Raw genomic sequence first — 18,317 nt, 5'->3', positions numbered from 1 at the left:
TATCGGCTCCCGGCGGCGTGCGCTTCATGGCGCCTCCCGCGCGATCAGGGCGCGCAGCAGGGCGATCACCTGGTCAACTTCCTGCGGGGTGAGTGCGCCGTCCTTCGCCCACTGCACGCGCCCGGCCTTGTCCAGCACCACGATGGTGGAGCTCTCCTCAGGCAGCCGCCAGGCCATGCGCCCCAGCCCGTCGCTGTCGACGATGAACTGCGCCCAGGGGTAATGCCGCTTGTTTTTCTCGATCTTGCCGCGCACGAAGAAGCCGGAGCCCGGTATCGCATCGTCGGTGTTGACGATGGTGGTCGGCTGGAAGCGATCGCCCGGCAGGTTCGCGTCCTTGACGGCGTTGATCAGCAGCGAGTTCTTCTTTTTGGCGGAGGTGCGCCCGGCGATGTACTGGATCACCCGCACCTTGCCCGCCAGTTTTGCGCTGTTCCACGGCCGGTAGCTGAAATCGCCGTTACGCAGTAGCAGCTCGCCGCGATCGGCGATGGCGATCGGCGCCACCGGCCGGCCATGCACGAAGTTATGTGCCGGCGCCGCCAGCGGCGACAGCAGCAGCGCAAGGGCCAGCAAGCGAGGTAACGTCATCATGGCTACGGGCAACGCGCTTATCTGCCGGCCGCGACGGCCGACGGGGAAAACGACAGCGGAAAACGCGCCAGCAGCAGCTCCAGGCGCTGGCGGATATCGATGTCCAGCGTCGCCGGCCGGTCATAGATATCGCCGCCGGCCAGCTTGTCCGCCACCATCACGTCGTGCCGGTCGCCCATCAGGCCGTTAATCGCCGCCAGGAAGCGCGAGATCTGCCGGGCCTCGCGGTTGTCCGGATCGATCGATCTCAGCGTGTCGTAAAACGACACCTGGCGACTGACGATTTTGCGCACGTCGTGGAACTGATGCCCGGTCAGCGCCGGGCCGGCGATCAGCGTCTGCAGCTGGCGCATCTGCTCCTGGCGGTAGGCGATAAAGCCCTGCGCGCTTTCCAGGCGGGTGTGGCGTAGCGCATAGCGCACGTAAGACCATACCGGCTTGCTGAGCAGCAGCCGCAGCAGGTTGCCGTAAAGCGTCAGGTTCTTCTGGTTGCCGTTGCGAAACGCGTCCTGAAAATGGCCGAGCACCACGGTGGTGGTGTGGAACAGGCGGTTGGCGCGGTGGGGCGCGCCGTACAGCTGCTGGGCGAAGCGCAGGTGCTTATAGCGGGCGCGGATATATTTGTAGCGCATGCGGGTAGCCGCCGCCAACTGCGGGTCTTGCAGGAAACCGTTCACCAGTTGCAGCAGCTCGCGGCGGGAAAAGCCGTCTTCCCAAAACTGCAGGCACAGCGCGTAGTTGTCCCGGATGCTCTCGGGGGAGCATTCCAGATCGATCTGCTGCGGCAGGCTGATATTCGCCTCGACCAGGTCATCCTCTTCCACCGCGACAAACAGCGCCTGGGTGGTTTCGGCGGAGAACTTCTTCCAATTCGTGTTAGCGGTCATTGATTACTCTCTTTGGGCACATTCAGCCCCAACATAAAGCGATTGCGGTAGGCGCCGATCGTCGGTATCAGGGATAACAGCACGTCTAAACATTGCCCCAGTAAATAAGCGAAGGCGGCGCCCTGCACGCCGAAGGCATACGCCATCGACACCAGCAGCGCAATGTAGGCCGCCGAGGCCGTCGCCTGCGCGATCAGGAAAGCGCGCTGCTTGCCCGCCATAAACAGCAAGGATTCCTGCGGGAAGCCCATCATCGAGACGATGATCGCGCCCAGCATGATTTGAATCAGGTCATAGGCTTCCAGGTATTGCTGCCCGAAGACCGCGGAAATAAGCGGCTTGCCCACCAGCAACATCAACACCGCGACGGCCAGACCGATGCCGCCGGCCAGCAACGAAGAGCGCAGGCCCAGCAGCCACGGGGTCTTGGTGCGCGGATCCAAACGCATGATCTCGGGATAGAAGCTTTTCTCCAGCAGCTTGGCCGGGGTGCCCGTCGCATCGAAGAAGGTCATGGCGATCTTGAACAGCCCGGCGGCGGCCGGCCCGAGCACCACGCCCACCAGCACGGTGGTGCAGGAGTTGCGCGCGGCCCAGATGGTGTGGGCGATGTTGGTGGTCCAGACGAAGTTCCAGGCGCCCTCGATGCGGCGCGCGACGTTGAACAGGCGCGGCCTCAGCGCGCCGTGGATATCGCGACGGCGCAGCTCGCGCGCGGTGAACCACCAAAACAGCGTGCCGCCGATCAGGTTAGAGGCGTACCAGGTGACGATGAAACCGGGGAACCCCAGATCGAAATAATAGGAGATGACGCTGCCCACCGCCTGCAGGAACGGCTTGATCGCCTGCTGGATGGCGATGAGATCGAAGCGGTTGAAGGCGCGCAGCACGCCGGTCGGCGTGGACGAGGTCATCGACGGGATCAGGGTGCAGTACAGCATGGCGAGCCAGAAGCTTTCGCTGTCCAGCCCCAGGGCGTGTGACAAGAACGGCAGCATGATCATGCCGCCCAGCACGGCGATGACGCCGCTGGCGATATCCAGGCCGAAGGAGAACGCGACGACGTCGCGGAAGCGCCCGGTATTTTGATGCTCCAGCGCCGGGGTGCCGAATTGCACCACAAACTGCCAGGTCTGGAATTTGATGAAATCGCTGACCGCTTTGGTATAGGCCTGGATCACCACCAGCACGCCGAACATTTCAGGCGACATGCCCTTACCGGCGCAGGAGAGCGCCAGCAGGCCAAGCAGTGCGCTGGCGACGCTGCCGGAGCCTAAATAGGCGGCATTACGTAAAATGGAACGAAACGCGCCATCGGAAAACCATCGTTTCATAACTTAAACCAGCCATCATCATTATTTTTGTGCATCTTGTGTTCCGCACTCATGCGCTTGCCCTGCATCTTTTTAATAAACCTGAGTTTCTTTACCGGCGTTTTCGCCGGGTTGCCCGATGCCGCTCTGCGGGCGTTTCGCGGGATTCACCACGGCGGAAATGGCGTTGAGCGCGTTGCTCAGCACCTCGTCGTAAGGGGCTCTGGCGTCCAGCTCGATGATGCGCGCGCCGTTGTACTGCAGGCGCACCATGGCGGAAATCTTGTCTTTCAGCTCTTCATAGCTGTGATCGGGCTTGCGGGAAAACGCCGTATCGACGTCGATATCCAGGCGAATGATCAGCTCCGGCCGATAGACGGCCATGCGTTGATATAAACGGCGTTCGCGCGCCGCCAGGCGGCGCAATAGCCGGCCTTTTGCGCGTTCCACGCCGATGCCGGGCCCATCGTAGTAAAAACCGGAAATTTCCGCCTGCGGGTAGCGATCGCTGATCACTAGCACGCCGCTCTGCGCCAGCCGCCGCACCTTGCGCAGGTTGGCGGCGCGCCACAGCGAAAAGCCGTACATGATCAGCGCCGCCCACAGCGCCGGCGACCTGTTGCTCATGCGCTGGGTTTTATCGGATTTGGCCGCCAGGCGCCGCTCCAGCCACACGCCGATGAACGGCAATTTCTTGATTTTGTCGCCGTCTTCGCCGGAGATCAGCCCCAAATAGCGGCGCTGCGTGGGGCGATGCTGCTGCAGGTTTTTCACCAGATCGGCGGTCAGCGTGGACTTGCCCGTGCCGTCGCTGCCCACCACGGCAATCAGCCCGGTGATGCAGGCGGGAGAGGTATCCTGTGCGGCAGTGAGTTTATTTTTTTTCATCTGTTTCGGTACGAAAAGGTTATTTGGCGGCTAGGCATTGGCGGCCCTCAGCGATATTTTAACGGCGCGCAGCGAGGCATCGAAAATATGCTTGGCCGGATCGCGGCCGTCCAAATCCAATATGTTAGCGCCGTTAAACGTCAGGTGCGGGATGACGGCGATCTTTTCACGCAACGCCGCCAACGAGTGATCGGGTTTGCGTGAATAGGCCGTTTGCTCGTCAATATCCAACCGAATTAATAATAAGGGCTGATAAGACGCCATCCAGTGGTACAGACGTTGTTCGCGTTTTCTCAGCCAGCGTATCCAGCGATTGCCGCCGGCGGTTTTCGCCAGCTGCGGGCCATCGAAACGAAACCCCGCCACTTCAGCCTGCGGATAACGATCGGTGATCAGCAATGCGCCGCTGCGGCTTTTCTTCAGCATGCGGCGGAATTTAAAAACGCGCCAATAGGAGAGTAAAAAAATCACCAGCGCCGTGGCATTATCCGGCGGCGTGGAAGGGCGCTCATGCACGCGCTGCGATTTCTTCAGCAAATAACGCCCGAAGGGCGCACCAATAATCGGCAGCGAACTGATCCATTCGCCGATACGCCCGGAAGACTGGCCGAGATAAAGCAGTTCGGCAGGTTCTTGCGCCGATAAGGCCTCGACCAGACTGGCGGCCAGGGTGGATTTTCCCGAGCCGTCACAGCCGGTTATCGCTATTACGCGCACGGGCGAGCGATCAGATGAAGGTCTTATCTGCTGACTCACAATAATTAATCCAATGCGAAAAAAACTATTGTATTCCAATACGCCTTGGGTTCAAGATATTTATTGTGCTTTGCCGCGATAAAATAATGGGTTCGGTATTCCTGTTGGTTATTTGAATTGATATTTATGGCGTTCGTTCTTGTTATTTTGTGCTAATTGGCCGGGCGTAAGCCGGTTTCGCTTTTTATGTTAACTTTCGGCCTGGCTGACGGCGAAAAAAGAGCAGAGGTTTTCCATTTTCGCTTAATCTTTTGTGCGGTTTGGCGCGGCGTCATGGCAATTATCTTCGCGCTGCCGTCGCGGCCGTGAGCGATATTTCGTTTCAAATAGGGCATGCCGTTTCTGGTGTATTGAAAGAGAGTCTGATTATGAATGCAAAATTTCCGCCGCTGATTGCGGTTATCGGCAGCGACGGATCGGGTAAGTCCACCGTTTGTGAACATCTGATCGAATATGTGAAACATTATGGCCCGGCGGTGCAGGTGCATCTGGGCAAACAGGCGGGCAACGTCGGGCGCGCGGCGGCGAAACTGCCGCTGCTCGGGCGCTCGGTGGGCAAGGCTATCGAAAGCAATACCAAAAAAGTCAAAACGAAAAAATCCCGCATCGGCCTGTTGCCGTCGGCGGTGATCATCGCCTTCGTGGGGCGGCGGCTGCTGCGGTTTCGCCGCATGCTGGCGTTTCGGCGGCAGGGGTTCATCGTGCTGACCGACCGTTTTCCGCAGGCGCAAATCCCCGGCGCTTATGATGGCACGGTATTTCCCGTCGATGTCGAAGGCAGCCGTTTCGTCCGTTGGCTGGCGGCGCGGGAGCGGGCGGCGTTTCAGTGGATGGCGAAGCAAAAACCGGATCTGGTGCTCAAGCTGAATGTCAGTCTGGACGTGGCCTGCGCCCGTAAACCCGATCACCGCAAAGCGGCGCTGGAGAAGAAGATCGCCGTCACGCCGTTATTGACCTTCGAAGGCGCCGACATCGTGGATCTCGATGCCGATCGGCCGATCGAGGAGGTGCTTTCGGCGGCGGAAAAAGCCATTGGGGAATTTATGGCGGCGCAGGGTTATCGCTATTCGGCTGATGAGGCATCACCGGCTGCGCACTGAGGTGCGCAGCGATTCGGCAGGGCGGCGATGGCGTTTTCGCCGCCGCCGCGGCCGAGAGGGAAGGCTTTATTTTTTCAGCGCCGCAAAGGCGCGCACGATGGTGTCTATCTCTTCATCGCTGTGCGCGGCATTGACGCTGCAGCGCAGCAGGGTGACGCCCGCCGGCGCGGCCGGCGGCAGCACCAAATTCACATACACGCCGTGGGCGATCAGCTCACGCCAGAAACGCAGGCCGTCCTCCTTCGAACCGATCATCACCGGCACTACCGGGCTGATGCGCGGCCCCAGGGTATAGCCCAGCTCGGCGAGGCCGTGATACAGGCGGTGCGCGTTGCTCCACAGTTTTTCCCGCAGCTCGGGTTGGCGCGCGATTTTTTGCAGCGCCGTGCGCACCGACGCGATGCTGGACGGCGACGGCGAAGCGGTAAAGATATACGGCCGGCTGCTGTAGCGCAGCACGTCCATCCCCTTGCCGCCGACGGCGAAACCGCCGATCGAAGCCAGACTTTTGCTGAAGGTGCCCATGATGATATCCACGTCTTGCTCGACGCCCAGCGCTTCGGCCAGGCCGCGGCCGTGTTCGCCCATCACGCCGAAGGAGTGCGCTTCGTCGACCAGCAGATACCCGCCGAGCCGCCGCTTGATATCGACGATTTCCACCAGCGGGGCGACGTCGCCCAGCATGCTGTAGATGCCTTCCACGATAATGAGCGCCTCGCGGGCGCGTTCGCCCAGGCGCACCATGCGGCGCTCCAGATCGGCGGCGTCATTGTGGCGAAAGCGAATAATCTCCGCGCCGCCGAGGGCGCAGGCGTCGTAAATGCTCGCGTGGCTGTCCGCGTCGATCAACACCACGGATCCCGGCCCCGCCAGCGTGCTGATGACGCCCAGGTTGGCGGTGTAGCCGGTGGAGAACACGATGGCGCTCGGGCGATCGAAGAATGCCGCCAGCTCCCGTTCGAGCGCCAGGTGCGATCCGTAGCTGCCGTTCGCCATGCGCGAGCCGGTGGTGCCGGTGCCGAGCGCGGCCAGGGCCGATTGGCCGGCGGCGATCGCCTGCGCATCGAACGTCAGGCCAAGGTAGTTATTGGTGCCGGCGAGGACAATCTTTTGATCGCCGATGCGCCCCTGGGTGGCGGAATAGACTTCGTCGATGCAGGTGCCGAACGGATTCAGGCCGGAGGTTTGAAACTGTTCGCGATCGCCCGCGAGCCGCGCAAACTTATCATACAGTCCCATGGTTTTTCTCCAGATAAGGGCGCAGCGCGTCAAGCAGTTGCTCAGGCGTTCTGACATCAAGCAATATATTGATCGGAATGGAGATATCTAATTCATCTTCCAGCATCATCAGCAGATCCAAGACTCTGATGGATTCCAGGCCAAGATCATTGACGAGATCGCTATCAGGTTTTATTTCCACTCCGCCTTCGACGATACCTTGCAAACACGTCAGGATATAATCCATTACAGCATCGCGATTTAGCATAAGAACGTTGACACACCTCTACTTGGAATAATTAAAACAGCCCTTCACGCAGCGCGCGTTCCAAACTCACCTGTGGAAACCAATTAATCTGTTGCGACAGCGCCTGATTGTTGGCGGACCAGTCTTGATGGGTTAATTCGCGTATTTTGCTGCGCGTCAGCATCGGCTCCTGTTTTATCAGGCGGTTCCACACCACGCTGATATCCGCCAGGGCTTTCAGCAGCGGCAGCGGAATGCCCACCAGCCGCACCGGCCCGTGACGCACGGCGGCGCCGATGTCCCGCAGGCGCAGCCAGTCATAGCCTTCGGCCACGCCGTCGCACAGTTCGTAAATATTCGGCTGCGCGGGCTGCGCCAATAACCATTGGCCGACCGCCTTCGCCAAATCGCTCACGTGCAGAAAAGAGAGTCTGGCGTCAGGCGCGCCCAGCCGGGGCAGCACGCCGCGCAGCAGGCCGTTGAACAGCGGTTTCAGCTCTTTATCGCCCGGCCCGTAAACCGCCGTCGGGCGGAAAATCCCCAGCGCGATCTCGCCCGAGGCGGCGATCAATTGCTGCTCGGCGGCCTGTTTTGAATGGGCGTACCAGGACAGCGTCGGATGGCGCGCCGCCAGCGATGACATGAACAAGAAACGATTGCAGCGGCCGTTTTGCCTGGCCGCCTGCATCAGGTTCAGGCTGCCGGTCACGTTGCAGCGGGTGAACACCGCTTCCGCATGCCCGCGCACCTGGCCCGCACAGTGCACGACGCACTCGGCGCCGCGCACCAGTTCGGTGAGCGAAGGCCGATCTTCCAGCGCGCCGGGGATCCACTGCAGGTTGTCCGCGGCGGCTTTGTCGGCTTGCCGCGTCAGGGCGCGCACGCTAAACCCCTGCGCCAGCAGTTCCCGGACGATATGCCGGCCGATAAAGCCGGTCGCGCCCGTCACCGCCACGGTGCCGCTCATTGCGCGAAACCGGCCAACTGCGGCATTTGCGGGTAGAGCGAAGCGCTCAGCCAGCGTTTCTTGGCTTCGGCGCGGGCGGGTTTGCCCGACGACGTGCGGGGAATGCTGTGCGGCGGCAGCAGCTCAATGTCCACCGCAATGCCGAATTCGCTTTGAATGCGCGCGCTCAGCGAATGCACGATCTGCTCCCGGCGCTCTTCCGAACTGACTCGGCATTGGATCTGCAAAATGATCCTGGCCGCTTCGTCGTGTTCTTCGGTCACGAAGGCGATCGCATCGCCGGAACGGATTTCCGGTTCGGATTCCGCGACGTACTCGATATCCTGCGGCCAGATATTGCGGCCGCGAATGATGATCAAATCCTTCTTGCGGCCGGTGACGTACAGATAGCCGTCCAGCAGGTAGCCCAGATCGCCGGTATCCATCCAGCCGGTCACCTGAATTTGCTGCTGGGACTCAGCATCGCAAAAATAGCCGTTCATCAGGCTGGGGCCGGAAATCGTGATATGGCCGACCTGGCGCTCCGGCAGCGGTTGCCCGGTTTCGCTGCGGATCTCGATGCGGTGGCCGGGCAGCGCACGGCCGCAGTTGACGAAGGTCGAGACGGCGCGGGTTTTTTTGCCCGGCGCGACCGCTTTACCCTCGTACTCCAAAATATCGCGGTCGACCGCGTTGGTTTGCGGGCCGGAGCAAGGATCGGAAAAGCTCACCGCCAGGGTGTTCTCGGCCAGCCCGTAGCACGGCATGAAGGCTTTGCTGTCGAAGTTGATTCTGCTGAAGTGTTCGCCAAACTGGCTGAGCAGCTCGGCCGGGATCGGCTCGGCGCCCACGCCGGCGACCCGCCAACTGGAGAGATCCAGATCGGCCAGCTCTTTGGCGTTGCTGCGGCGCAGACACAGATCGTAGCCGAACGGCGGGGCGACGGACACCGTGCCGCGATTCTTGGCGATCAGTTTCAGCCACTGCATCGGGCGCATGGCGAAATCTTGCGTGCGCAGATAATCGACGGACAGCTGGGTCGCCACCGGCGTCAGCAGGAAACCGACCAGGCCCATATCGTGATAGAAGGGCAGCCACGACACGCAGCGATCGCCCGCGCGCAGCTTGATCCCGTCGCGACTGATCGCATTCAGGTTCGCCATCGCCGCCCGCTGGGTGATGATCACGCCGCGCGGGAAGCGGGTGCTGCCCGAAGTGTATTGGAGATAGGCGATATCGTCGGGCGAAGGCGCCGGCAGCGCGATCTCCGGCTCCGGCAATGCGTTGAAATCCGCGTCGCTGAGGATGTGCATCGCTGACGCGTTTTCCGTGGCGGAGGCGATGAGCGGCGTCCACTCTTCGCTGCTGATGATAGCCGCTGGGTTGCAGCTGGCGATCAGCCCTTTCAGTTTGGCGGTGTAGGAGTCGCGCTGGCCCACGCCCATCGGGATCGCCAACGGCACCGCCACCAGGCCGGCATATTGGCAAGCGAAAAAGGCTTCGACGAACCCCGCGCTGGTTTCGGCGATAAGCGCCACGCGATCGCCTTTCTTGAGCTTCAGGGACAATAAACGCCGCGCGCCCGAGATCGCTTTTTGCTGCAGCGTGCGATAATCGAGAACGGTCACGAGTTGATTGCGCCGATCGTAAAAATTCATTCCCGTATTACCGAGCGCCGCGTAATCCAACGCGTCCACTAAAGTGGGGAAGTCCGCATAGCGCATGGGAAGAGAATGAACGGAACTTGTTTCAGACATAGACAAACTTAGCCATAGATTAAAAATCACCAAAAGAGTTAAATCACTCTTGGCGAGGTAATTGATGTTTTACTATGAATAGGTTTTGAATAAGTTTGTTATTCAACCATCTTCATTCCGCGAATTGCGTATATTGCCGTACTTGAGCGGCACGCCGGTTATTAACCCGGTAGCGCGTGAGCGGCCTGCATTATCAGCCTTGAGCGGCGACCTGGAGATATACGAGAGGTGATTGTAATACCCGAGGTTCGCCGTTCTTTAGTCTGCATCTGTCGGGCAGGAAATACCTGTCTGCTCATAGGTTATGACCTCATGCATGGCTATCTTCGAACTTAAACACTTCCTAAACAGTATGCCGCAAGAAATCAAAAAGTGAATGCCTCATTTAAGTTGATTCTTAAAAAGAGCATTAAGTGGTAAAAATGGCGGCGCGCCACCTGATTAAAGTCGGTACACTTAAAGCGGCGGGTTTCTTTCGCCCAAATAGCACTAAATAATAAAAGAGCACGCATAGCGTAGCATGTCAGCGCCGCGTTGGGCTTTCCTTTTTTTGTTTAATCACGCCGCCTCAGTGCGCGTGATAGGCAAATAATGCGCTGGTTCACAGGGGGGAATATTCGGTTTTTCTTATCGTTGAACCGGAGGCGATACACAATCCAATAAAAGAGAACAGCATAAAAAATGCTAAAGGCGTTGTCGCGCTCATATTTAATTATTTTATTAAAACGTAAGGCTATTTATGATCCGTATTGAGAAAGTTCTGGATAAACGCGAACTTAAAGAATTTATTGCTTTCCCTTCGTTACTGTTTCGTGATGACCCGAACTGGATTGAGCCGCTGTATTTAGAGCGCGAAGAGCACTTGTCAAAGAAGAATCCCGGCACCGATCATATCGAATGGCAGGCGTGGGTGGCGAAAAAGCAGGGGAAGGTCGTCGGGCGCATCACCGCGCAAATCGATTCTCTGCACCGGGCGCTGCACGGAGAAGATACCGGTCACTTCGGCATGATCGACGCCGTTGACGATCCCGCCGTTTTCAGCACCTTATTCACGGTAGCGGAAGAGTGGCTGAGGTCGAAAGGCGCGCGTAAAATCACCGGACCATTCAGCCTCAACATCAATCAGGAAAGCGGCCTGCTGGTCGAAGGGTTCGACACGCCGCCGTCGGCCCTGATGACCCATGCCAAACCCTACTATGCGGCCCAGATAGCGCAGCAAGGGTATAGCGAAGGGATTGATTTGCTTGCTTATTGGATGAAAAGAACCGACCTGCATTTTTCGCCGTCGCTGACCCGGATGATGGATCAGGTGCGCAAAAAGGTGACCGTTCGCCGCCTCAACCGCAAGCGCTTTCGCGAGGAGATGCAGGTGCTGCGCGAGGTATTCAACTCCGGGTGGCAGCATAACTGGGGGTTTGTTCCGTTCACCGAGCATGAGTTCGCCACCATGGGGGATCAGCTGAAGTTCCTGGTGCCCGACGATATGATCCATATCGCCGAGGTGGATGGCGCGCCCTGCGCCTTTATCGTCGGGTTGCCGAACATTAATGAGGCGATTGCCGATCTGCAGGGGCGGTTATTGCCGTTCGGTTGGGCGAAGTTATTGTGGCGGCTGAAAGTCAGCGGCGTTCGCACCGCGCGCGTGCCGCTGATGGGCGTTCGCCAGGAATATCAATTCAGCCGCATCGGGCCGATTATTGCATTGCTGTTGATTGAGGCGCTGCGCGAGCCGTTCGCCAAGCGCAATATCGACGCGCTGGAAATGTCGTGGATCCTGGAAACCAATACCGGCATGCGGACGATTTTAGAACGTATCGGCGCGGTGCCTTATAAGCGCTACCGTTTGTACGAAAAGACGCTTTAATCGACTGATATCGCATCGCCTTTTAACGCCATCAGGATAATAAGCGCATTGCGTGCGGCGCCGTTCGTTTTGGGGGACTGAGCGTGAGTGAAAGCATTGTCCCCAGAGTGGAACGGTTAAGGCCGTTAATTAATAAACCCGAGATAAATTCACGGCGCGTGATTTATTGAACCACGATCGCCGTGATGCTGAAGAGAGCAGAATGCATGCCTGTGGAAAAGAAAAAGGGAATAAGCCGATTAACCTACAGCATAAGGAACTCCTGGGCCGGCTTTATTGATGCCGCGCTGACCGAAAATGCGTTTCGTGAATTATTGGTTATTAACGCCATTTTACTGGTTGTTACATTTACTCTGGATATTACAAAAATGGAGCGGCTGTTATTAATCGCCTGCAGTTTCCTGCTGCTGGTGGTTGAGCTGCTTAATACGGCGATTGAAACCGTGGTCGATCGCATTTCGCTGGCGTTGCATCCGTTATCCAAACGCGCCAAAGATCTGGGCGGCGCAGCGCAGCTGGTGGCGGTGATAATGACCATCATTATTTGGGGGACGGTGCTGCTGGGAGGATAACGGCGAGGCGCGCTACGGCGTTAAACCGGTTGCTGCGGCTAAATAAGCGGCTATTATCGTTGCTTTACGCCTTTGGCGCCATGGTAAGGATAGGTTGCCGTTATGCCCGTGAATTTTGATCTCAACGATCTTTATGCGTTTCGCGCGCTGGTGGAGTACGGCAATTTTCGGCTGGCCGCAGAGTCCATCTGCCTGTCGCAGTCGGCATTAAGCCGCAGGATTGAGAAGCTGGAAAACGCGCTGGGCATCAAACTGTTCGATCGCACCACCCGGCGCGTGACCTTGACGCTGTACGGGCAGGCCTTCGCCGAACGTTCGGAGCAGTTGCTGATGAACGTCGAAGCGGTGATGGCTGATATCGATAAGGTCAGCCAAGAGCGGGTGGGGCTGGTCTCCGTCGCCACGGTGCCGTCGGCGGCCTACTATTTCATGCCCGACGTGATACGCCGTTTCCGGCTTCGCTATCCGCGCGTGCGCGTTAAGCTGATCGACGGCAGCGCAGGCAATGTCATCGAGGCGGTCACCGGCGGCCAGGCCGATTTCGGCATCTGCTTCGCCGGGCGGCTGCAGCCTAATCTTGAGTTTGTGCCGTTGGTGGGGGACGTCTACGTGGCCGCCTGCCGGCGAGACCATCCGCTCGCCGGTAAAAAGAGCCTCAGCTGGCGGGAGTTTTATCAGCAGGATTACGTGTCGCTGGATAAAACCTCCGGCAATCGCAATCTGCTCGATCAGCGCCTGGAACACCTCGTGCCGGAACGCCCCAGCGTGTGTGAAACTCGCCATGTGACGACCATGCTGGGCATGGTTGAGGCGGGCATCGGCATTGCCGCCGTGCCCGCCATGTCGATGCCCGCTTCAGAGCACTCGGTGTTGACGTCGGTGCCGCTGGTCGATCCGGTGGTGAAACGCACCGTAGGCCTCATCAGACGCGGCGGCCGCATGCAGTCTTTCGTCGCCGCCGAGCTGGAAAAGCTGATTACTGAACAGTATCACTCTGCCTGACCGGCTGCGGCGCCAGCACGGTTCGCATGCCGGTCGCGCGAATGGTCGGCTGGGCCTGAGAGGAGGCGAGGAAGTCCAGCAGCGCTTTGCCTTCGCGGCGATGTTCCGCCTTGGCGGTTACCGCGCCCGCGAAGCGGGTGATGTACTGCACGTTTTCAGGCAGCTCGCCGATAAAGGTCACGCCCGCCACGGGCAGCAATTCGCTGACCTGCTGGAAACCCAGCGCGTATTTCCCCTGCGCCACTTCAGAGGCCACCGGAATGCGCTCAACCTTATGCGCTTTCCCTTTCACCTGTTCCTCGATGCCCAGCTTTTTGAACAGTTGGCCGCTGACATAGCGGCCGCTGGCGCTGTCGGAATAGGCGAAAGAGTCCGCCTGCAGCAAGACATTGCGCAGGTCGGCATCCGTTTTTATCACCGGCTTGGGCGCGCCCTGTTTGACCACCATGCCGATCGGCGAATCGGCCAGCTCCACGCGCGAACCCGGCTGGGTCCAGCGCTCTTTTTCCAGTTGGGTGAGCGCGTCGCCCACCATGATCAGCACATCGGCTTGCTCTCCGCGCGCCAGCCGCGCGGGGATCGCCTGCGGCGTTTTGCCCATCGAGGGGCCCGACACCAGAATGATTTTGTCGCCGCTTTGGGCTTCATACTCCGGGGCCAGCTTCTCCAGCGCGGCTTTGAAGCCGCCGGAGATCATGACGGTCACGTCTTTGGCCAGCGCCGCCGTACTGCAGGAGGCGCACACCAGCGCGGCGAGGATCGAACGAGTGAGTTTTTGCATGGCATCATTCCTTTTGAGATGGCGGCTTAGCGCGCGGTTTGCAGCGGCATGGCGATGCGGCGATACATATACAGCGTCGCCAGCAGGGCGCACAGCGCGGCGAAGCTCATCCAGTAACCCGGTGAAGCCTTGTCGCCGGTGTATTCGATCAACGCGGTGGAGACTACCGGCGTAAAGCCGCCGAATACCGCCGTCGCCAGGCTGTAGGCCAGCGAGAACCCGGCCACCCGCACTTCCGTTGGCATGATCTCCGTCAAGGCCGGGATCATGGCGCCGTTGTAGAGGCCGTAAATGAAGGACAGCCACAGCAGCACGGCCAGCATCATGCTGAAGCTGGGCGCGGCGGCGAGCAGGCTCAGCGCCGGGTAGGCGGTGGCCAACGTCAGCAACGTCATGGCGACCAGCACCGGTTTGCGGCCGAAACGGTCCGACAGCGCGCCGCCGATGGGCAGCCAGATGAAGTTGGAGATCGCCACCAGCAGGGTGACCAGCAAGCTGTCGGAAGCGCTGAGCAGCAGCACCTTTTTGCCGAAGGTCGGCGCATAGACGGTGATCAGGTAAAACGCGGTGGTGGTCATGGCGACCATCAGCATGCCGGCGATCACCACCGGCCAGTTTTTCAGCAGGGTTTTAAACACGTCGCGCATCGCCAGGTGGTGACGGCGAGCGGTAAATTCCTGCGTCTCTTCCAGCTTGCGGCGCAGGAAGAAGATGAAGGGAACGATCAGGCAGCCGAACAGGAAAGGCAGGCGCCAGCCCCATTCGCGAATGGCGCTTTCTTCCAGCGCCGCATTGAGCGCGAAGCCCATGGCCGCCGCCACCATGATAGCCACCTGCTGGCTGCCGGACTGCCAGCTGGTGTAGAAGCCTTTACGGCCCGGCGTGGCGATTTCAGCCAGATAGACGGACACGCCGCCCAGCTCCGCGCCCGCCGAGAAGCCTTGCAACAGACGCCCGCACAGCACCAGCAGCGGCGCCCAAAGCCCGATGCTTTGGTAAGAGGGGATCAGCACGATCAGGAAGGTGCCCGCGGCCATGATCGACAGGGTCACGATCAACCCTTTGCGGCGGCCAACTTTATCTATGTAAGCGCCCAGCACGATGGCGCCGATCGGGCGCATCAGAAAACCTGCGCCGAATACCGCGAAGGTCATCATCAGCGAGGCGAACTCGCTGCTGGCCGGGAAAAAGGTGTGTGCGATGTAGGTAGCGTAAAAGCCGAACAGGAAAAAATCGAACTGCTCTAAAAAGTTGCCGGAGGTGACGCGCAGTATCGCGCCGGTTCTGGCCCGGGTGGTCATGGGTGAGGTAGAGGAATGCATCTTTATCTCCAGTTTGTTATTGGCGCTTGACGCTGCGCCTGTTGCTGAAGACTCGCTCAGGAAAATAAAGTAAATAAGCGCAATAAACTCATGGCGTGATGCGTTTGACGCATCAATCGGCGTTAACAATGTTGCCTAACCCGATGTAACGTGGCGTTAACAAGTTTGTCGCTCATCGCCCGCTGCGCAGAACGCCGAAAACGTTATGCGCTTTTTGTGACAGGGTTCATAAAGGGGCGGCGGGGAGAGAAGGTAGTGACCAGGCAGTAACGGTTTCTGGGCCAGAGGGTTGTCCCGGCTGGGGATGGTGATATTTACCCGCTCACATCATCCTACTCTGGCTTCAACCTAACCGCGGGATCGCCCAATACGACATAATTACGGATATCATCGCGCGCGATTTGCAATGCCAGCAAGTCAGCGGCGGGGACGGTTTGTCCATTCAGTTTGTTATTCAGTTTTTCCAACAGCCTGGTGCTTAGCACCCCCCACTGCCCGTTGAAAGCGTCGGTGGCCATACCGACGCGTTGGCCGGCAAGCAAGCGATGGATGACGTCACGAAATCGTTGGGGCTGCGCCATACCGATTTCAGAAACGAAGCTGGATGCCCACACCCGATCAATATGTCCCAGAGAAGCCAGAATGCCTCCCTGGGGAAGCGTCATGAGCTTTTGCGGCAGGCGGGCCGTCATCGCATGTGGCGCAATGCGAACGCGATCCGCTTTAGAGTGAAAGTTATCGAACGCCGGCGTACCGGCGCCATAGCAGGCAAAAAACAAATGGATCATGCCATGAACGTTGGCATGCTCTGGAATATCTTGAGCGGCAAACCAGTGTTCATGGGTAATATCGCCATAAGCGGGCCAATCCTGACACACCAATGCCCCTTGATGGTCCGCCAGTCGAGGGTCATCGGCCTGAAAGGCCATGCCGTGCGTGCCCGTGATCAGCAGCGAAGGCGGGTTATGTGGGGCACTGAGCAGGTGACTCAGGCAGGCTTTGGTCGCTTGCTCGCTTAATGAACTGTTTAACGCAAAGCGATACTTTTCACCCAACGGCCCGAGTGAACCTGTGCCAGCGCCAAAGGGGGTGGCGACATGCTTGATGAACAGCTGGGTGGCGCGATCGAAATCATGGCGGGTAGCGAACAGTTCAATACGCCGAGCTGTTTTGCGAGAGGCATCTGTTTCATGGGCCACGATGCTGTCTGCATAGGCGGTAAATTCTTCAAGTGTGGGGAAATCCAATCGCCCAACCCCGGCGACGAGATCCAGCGCATATTGAAATTCAAACGGAATGGCCTCTGGCGAACCGATCAGGACAAGATAATAAGGCATGCCGAGATCGGGATTAATCATATCTAATGAGGAACCATGACGATTAAGCCAGCCGCTGGCGCTTTCGCCCTGTCGGTAACCGTCCGGACCGGCGAAGATGCGGAATGTGTCGCCGGCCTGCTGCCGTCGCAATTCAACCAGAGGGGCCAGTGCGGCCAAATGAGGTGCCGAGTCCATATTCGCGGCGAAGAGGAGCCCCCAACCACTTTCGGACAGTTGGTCGGCATCGAAACCGAATTGCAAACCCAAATGCGCTCTGTCGGGAAATGCCGCGCCGACGGTTTGTCCGAGCAGTGATTCAGCGGCAGACTGATGCTGCTCGTGCTGATCCATGCCCCCGGTTTCCAATGGCAACCCCGTGTCAGCGTGAATGCCGAAAGCCAGTAGCGGCATCTGTTCTTCGTCAATCATGATGCGTCCGCCGTTTTGAGCGCCGCTTGCCAGAGCAGATGGGCCACTTCGGGGCCGGCAATATCGCTGTGCGAGCCGGAGATGCCGTTGCCATGGCAAATAAAATTGCTGCTGTTCACGTTATAAATGTGAGCCGGAACGAAGGCATAGATGCCAGCGGCTGGCAATAGGGTAATATTGTGAGCGGTGGGTATGCCACAAATGCCCAACGCGCCAATTGCGGCATAGAGCGGAGGAAACATGTAGGCGACCTGGCCAGCCACCCCTGCTGCCCAGGGATAAAGTTTGCCGACGGCCATGTCGCTGTCCGAGCGCGTAGCCACTAAAGGCCCGCTGATTTTCTTTTCCATCAGGATGTTATTGAAGAATCCTGCCGTTTCATGTGATGTAGGGAGTGATGAGGTAAAGGACCAGATAGACATGGCGCCTTGGACCAATACGCAAGAGTTTATCGGGAATGGCAACGGCGTAGCGCCAGCAGGGCCCGCAATGGCCGCGCTGGCGACTATGCAACCGAAACTGTGTCCCATCAGATGGATGCGTACGGCGGGTGAGGCTTGCTGCATAGCGCGCAGCAGAGGATGCAGCCCTCTTTCGCCGACGTCTTTGGCTCTTTTCTTCATCGTCCAAAAAGTTAATTGCCGCAGAGGCGCCAGTAACGGGTTGTCGCCGACATCATTACCGAAGGCCACATTATTGACGGCTTCAGCCACGGTTTGATCGGGATCGAAAGGCAGACGATCGGCGGAGCCTTCACCCGGTGCGCCGTTGGCACCCAAATCCAGTGCGGCATTGAGCTCTAAATAGGCCGCACGCAAGGTGTCGGATAACGTCATTGACGCGGAGTCTGTGCGTACTTCATCAAAGATTTTATACAGCGCCGCCCGAACTTCCGGTGTGCCGCCGAGCGCCTCGATATGGAAGTCGATCCTTTCTCTCAATGTCTGAGTGTTAGCAGGGGAGAAACTGGTGTCTGAGGCCTCTTTTTCATCCCCCCATGCCAGACTGGGCCAGTGAAAGCCAATGTGCATTTCTTTAAACGAGGGGATTTGTTGCAGCATATGCAGGCGATCTTCATCCAGCGAGGCAAAAGCGCCGATCCAACTGTCAAATTGAGCGAAGGCTTTGGCCTTATCCTGATGCCAGCCGTGGCAGCGAATGAACACGTCGGTAATGCCATTGTCCACCAGGGATGACAGCATCAACTCGCTCAGTTTGCCGTTAGGTGCATCGGGATCGTTATCTAGTTCCGCGCCGTTTTTATCGGTGACAATCATGAAATAGTTTGTATCCGTTGTCGGGATCGTGCGGTATGGCATACA

Annotated in this window: 17 protein-coding genes; 4 read left to right on the top strand and 13 right to left on the bottom strand. The window is 58.7% G+C overall.

The window, feature by feature from the left end; genetic code table 11:
• Positions 1-24 precede the first annotated feature (24 nt).
• From CPH57_RS12765 to CPH57_RS12745, 5 genes are all read right to left on the bottom strand, one after another.
• Complete coding sequence (locus CPH57_RS12765; RefSeq protein WP_047575559.1) at positions 25-591, bottom strand: YtfJ family protein; 567 nt, start codon at positions 589-591, stop codon at positions 25-27.
• Positions 592-611: 20 nt separating this feature from the next.
• Positions 612-1,481 carry a hypothetical protein gene (locus tag CPH57_RS12760; protein WP_033643767.1) on the bottom strand — a complete coding sequence of 290 codons (870 nt, stop codon included), beginning with the start codon at positions 1,479-1,481 and terminating at the stop codon, positions 612-614.
• Entirely contained in the window at positions 1,478-2,815 is a 1,338-nt protein-coding gene (locus CPH57_RS12755) for a lipopolysaccharide biosynthesis protein (protein WP_004935553.1), read from the bottom strand. Before CPH57_RS12755 ends, CPH57_RS12760 begins: the two co-directional genes overlap by 4 nt.
• Before the next feature lie 72 nt (positions 2,816-2,887).
• The gene (locus CPH57_RS12750; RefSeq protein ID WP_096242421.1) at positions 2,888-3,682 is read right to left on the bottom strand and encodes a hypothetical protein; all 795 of its coding nucleotides are present in this window, start codon (positions 3,680-3,682) and stop codon (positions 2,888-2,890) included.
• A 30-nt stretch (positions 3,683-3,712) separates the two neighbouring features.
• Positions 3,713-4,438, bottom strand: a complete 726-nt coding sequence (locus CPH57_RS12745) for a hypothetical protein (protein WP_150130713.1) — start codon at positions 4,436-4,438, stop codon at positions 3,713-3,715.
• A gap of 368 nt (positions 4,439-4,806) precedes the next feature.
• On the opposite strand from CPH57_RS12745, the gene CPH57_RS12740 reads away from it, so the two are divergent.
• Positions 4,807-5,538 (top strand): ATP-binding protein, encoded by a 732-nt coding sequence (locus tag CPH57_RS12740; protein WP_096242419.1) that lies wholly within the window; start codon positions 4,807-4,809, stop codon positions 5,536-5,538.
• A 66-nt stretch (positions 5,539-5,604) separates the two neighbouring features.
• Here CPH57_RS12740 and CPH57_RS12735 read toward each other — a convergent pair whose 3' ends face one another.
• The 4 genes from CPH57_RS12735 to CPH57_RS12720 are packed head-to-tail and all read right to left on the bottom strand — an operon-like array spanning position 5,605 to position 9,706.
• Complete coding sequence (locus CPH57_RS12735; RefSeq protein ID WP_033643763.1) at positions 5,605-6,777, bottom strand: aminotransferase class I/II-fold pyridoxal phosphate-dependent enzyme; 1,173 nt, start codon at positions 6,775-6,777, stop codon at positions 5,605-5,607.
• Positions 6,764-7,024 carry an acyl carrier protein gene (locus tag CPH57_RS12730; RefSeq protein WP_015378483.1) on the bottom strand — a complete coding sequence of 87 codons (261 nt, stop codon included), beginning with the start codon at positions 7,022-7,024 and terminating at the stop codon, positions 6,764-6,766. The genes CPH57_RS12735 and CPH57_RS12730 overlap by 14 nt, the downstream gene beginning before the upstream one ends.
• 31 nt (positions 7,025-7,055) lie before the next feature.
• Positions 7,056-7,970, bottom strand: coding sequence for an NAD(P)-dependent oxidoreductase (locus CPH57_RS12725; protein ID WP_096242418.1), 915 nt, complete (start codon positions 7,968-7,970; stop codon positions 7,056-7,058).
• Positions 7,967-9,706 (bottom strand): fatty acyl-AMP ligase, encoded by a 1,740-nt coding sequence (locus CPH57_RS12720; RefSeq protein WP_096242417.1) that lies wholly within the window; start codon positions 9,704-9,706, stop codon positions 7,967-7,969. The genes CPH57_RS12725 and CPH57_RS12720 overlap by 4 nt, the downstream gene beginning before the upstream one ends.
• A 739-nt stretch (positions 9,707-10,445) precedes the next feature.
• Here CPH57_RS12720 and CPH57_RS12715 point away from each other — a divergent pair.
• The 3 genes from CPH57_RS12715 (at position 10,446) to CPH57_RS12705 (ending at position 13,144) form a co-directional block, all read left to right on the top strand.
• Positions 10,446-11,570 carry an N-acetyltransferase gene (locus CPH57_RS12715; RefSeq protein WP_096242416.1) on the top strand — a complete coding sequence of 375 codons (1,125 nt, stop codon included), beginning with the start codon at positions 10,446-10,448 and terminating at the stop codon, positions 11,568-11,570.
• A gap of 185 nt (positions 11,571-11,755) precedes the next feature.
• Positions 11,756-12,142, top strand: a complete 387-nt coding sequence (locus tag CPH57_RS12710; RefSeq protein WP_223524775.1) for a diacylglycerol kinase — start codon at positions 11,756-11,758, stop codon at positions 12,140-12,142.
• Positions 12,143-12,244: 102 nt separating this feature from the next.
• Entirely contained in the window at positions 12,245-13,144 is a 900-nt protein-coding gene (locus tag CPH57_RS12705; RefSeq protein ID WP_096242415.1) for a LysR family transcriptional regulator, read from the top strand.
• Here the strand turns inward: CPH57_RS12705 and CPH57_RS12700 are convergent.
• The 4 genes from CPH57_RS12700 to CPH57_RS12685 form a co-directional block, all read right to left on the bottom strand.
• Positions 13,119-13,925: a substrate-binding domain-containing protein gene (locus CPH57_RS12700; RefSeq protein WP_096242414.1), complete on the bottom strand. Its 807-nt coding sequence runs from the start codon at positions 13,923-13,925 to the stop codon at positions 13,119-13,121. The two genes, CPH57_RS12705 and CPH57_RS12700, sit on opposite strands and share 26 nt — an antisense overlap.
• Positions 13,926-13,951: 26 nt before the next feature.
• A complete protein-coding gene (locus tag CPH57_RS12695) occupies positions 13,952-15,247 on the bottom strand; it encodes an MFS transporter (RefSeq protein WP_033643756.1) in 1,296 nt (431 codons plus the stop codon).
• Between the two features lie 332 nt (positions 15,248-15,579).
• Positions 15,580-16,995, bottom strand: coding sequence for a C25 family cysteine peptidase (locus CPH57_RS12690; RefSeq protein ID WP_197705151.1), 1,416 nt, complete (start codon positions 16,993-16,995; stop codon positions 15,580-15,582).
• Positions 16,992-18,314, bottom strand: coding sequence for a hypothetical protein (locus CPH57_RS12685; protein WP_096242413.1), 1,323 nt, complete (start codon positions 18,312-18,314; stop codon positions 16,992-16,994). The genes CPH57_RS12690 and CPH57_RS12685 overlap by 4 nt, the downstream gene beginning before the upstream one ends.
• Between the last annotated feature and the right edge of the window lie 3 nt (positions 18,315-18,317).

Origin of the sequence: Serratia sp. JKS000199 (genome assembly GCF_900215455.1) — a bacterium.
Taxonomy (GTDB): domain Bacteria; phylum Pseudomonadota; class Gammaproteobacteria; order Enterobacterales; family Enterobacteriaceae; genus Serratia; species Serratia ureilytica.
Note: the sequence above shows the minus strand (reverse complement) of the source record. Positions and strands in the feature narration are given on the sequence as shown.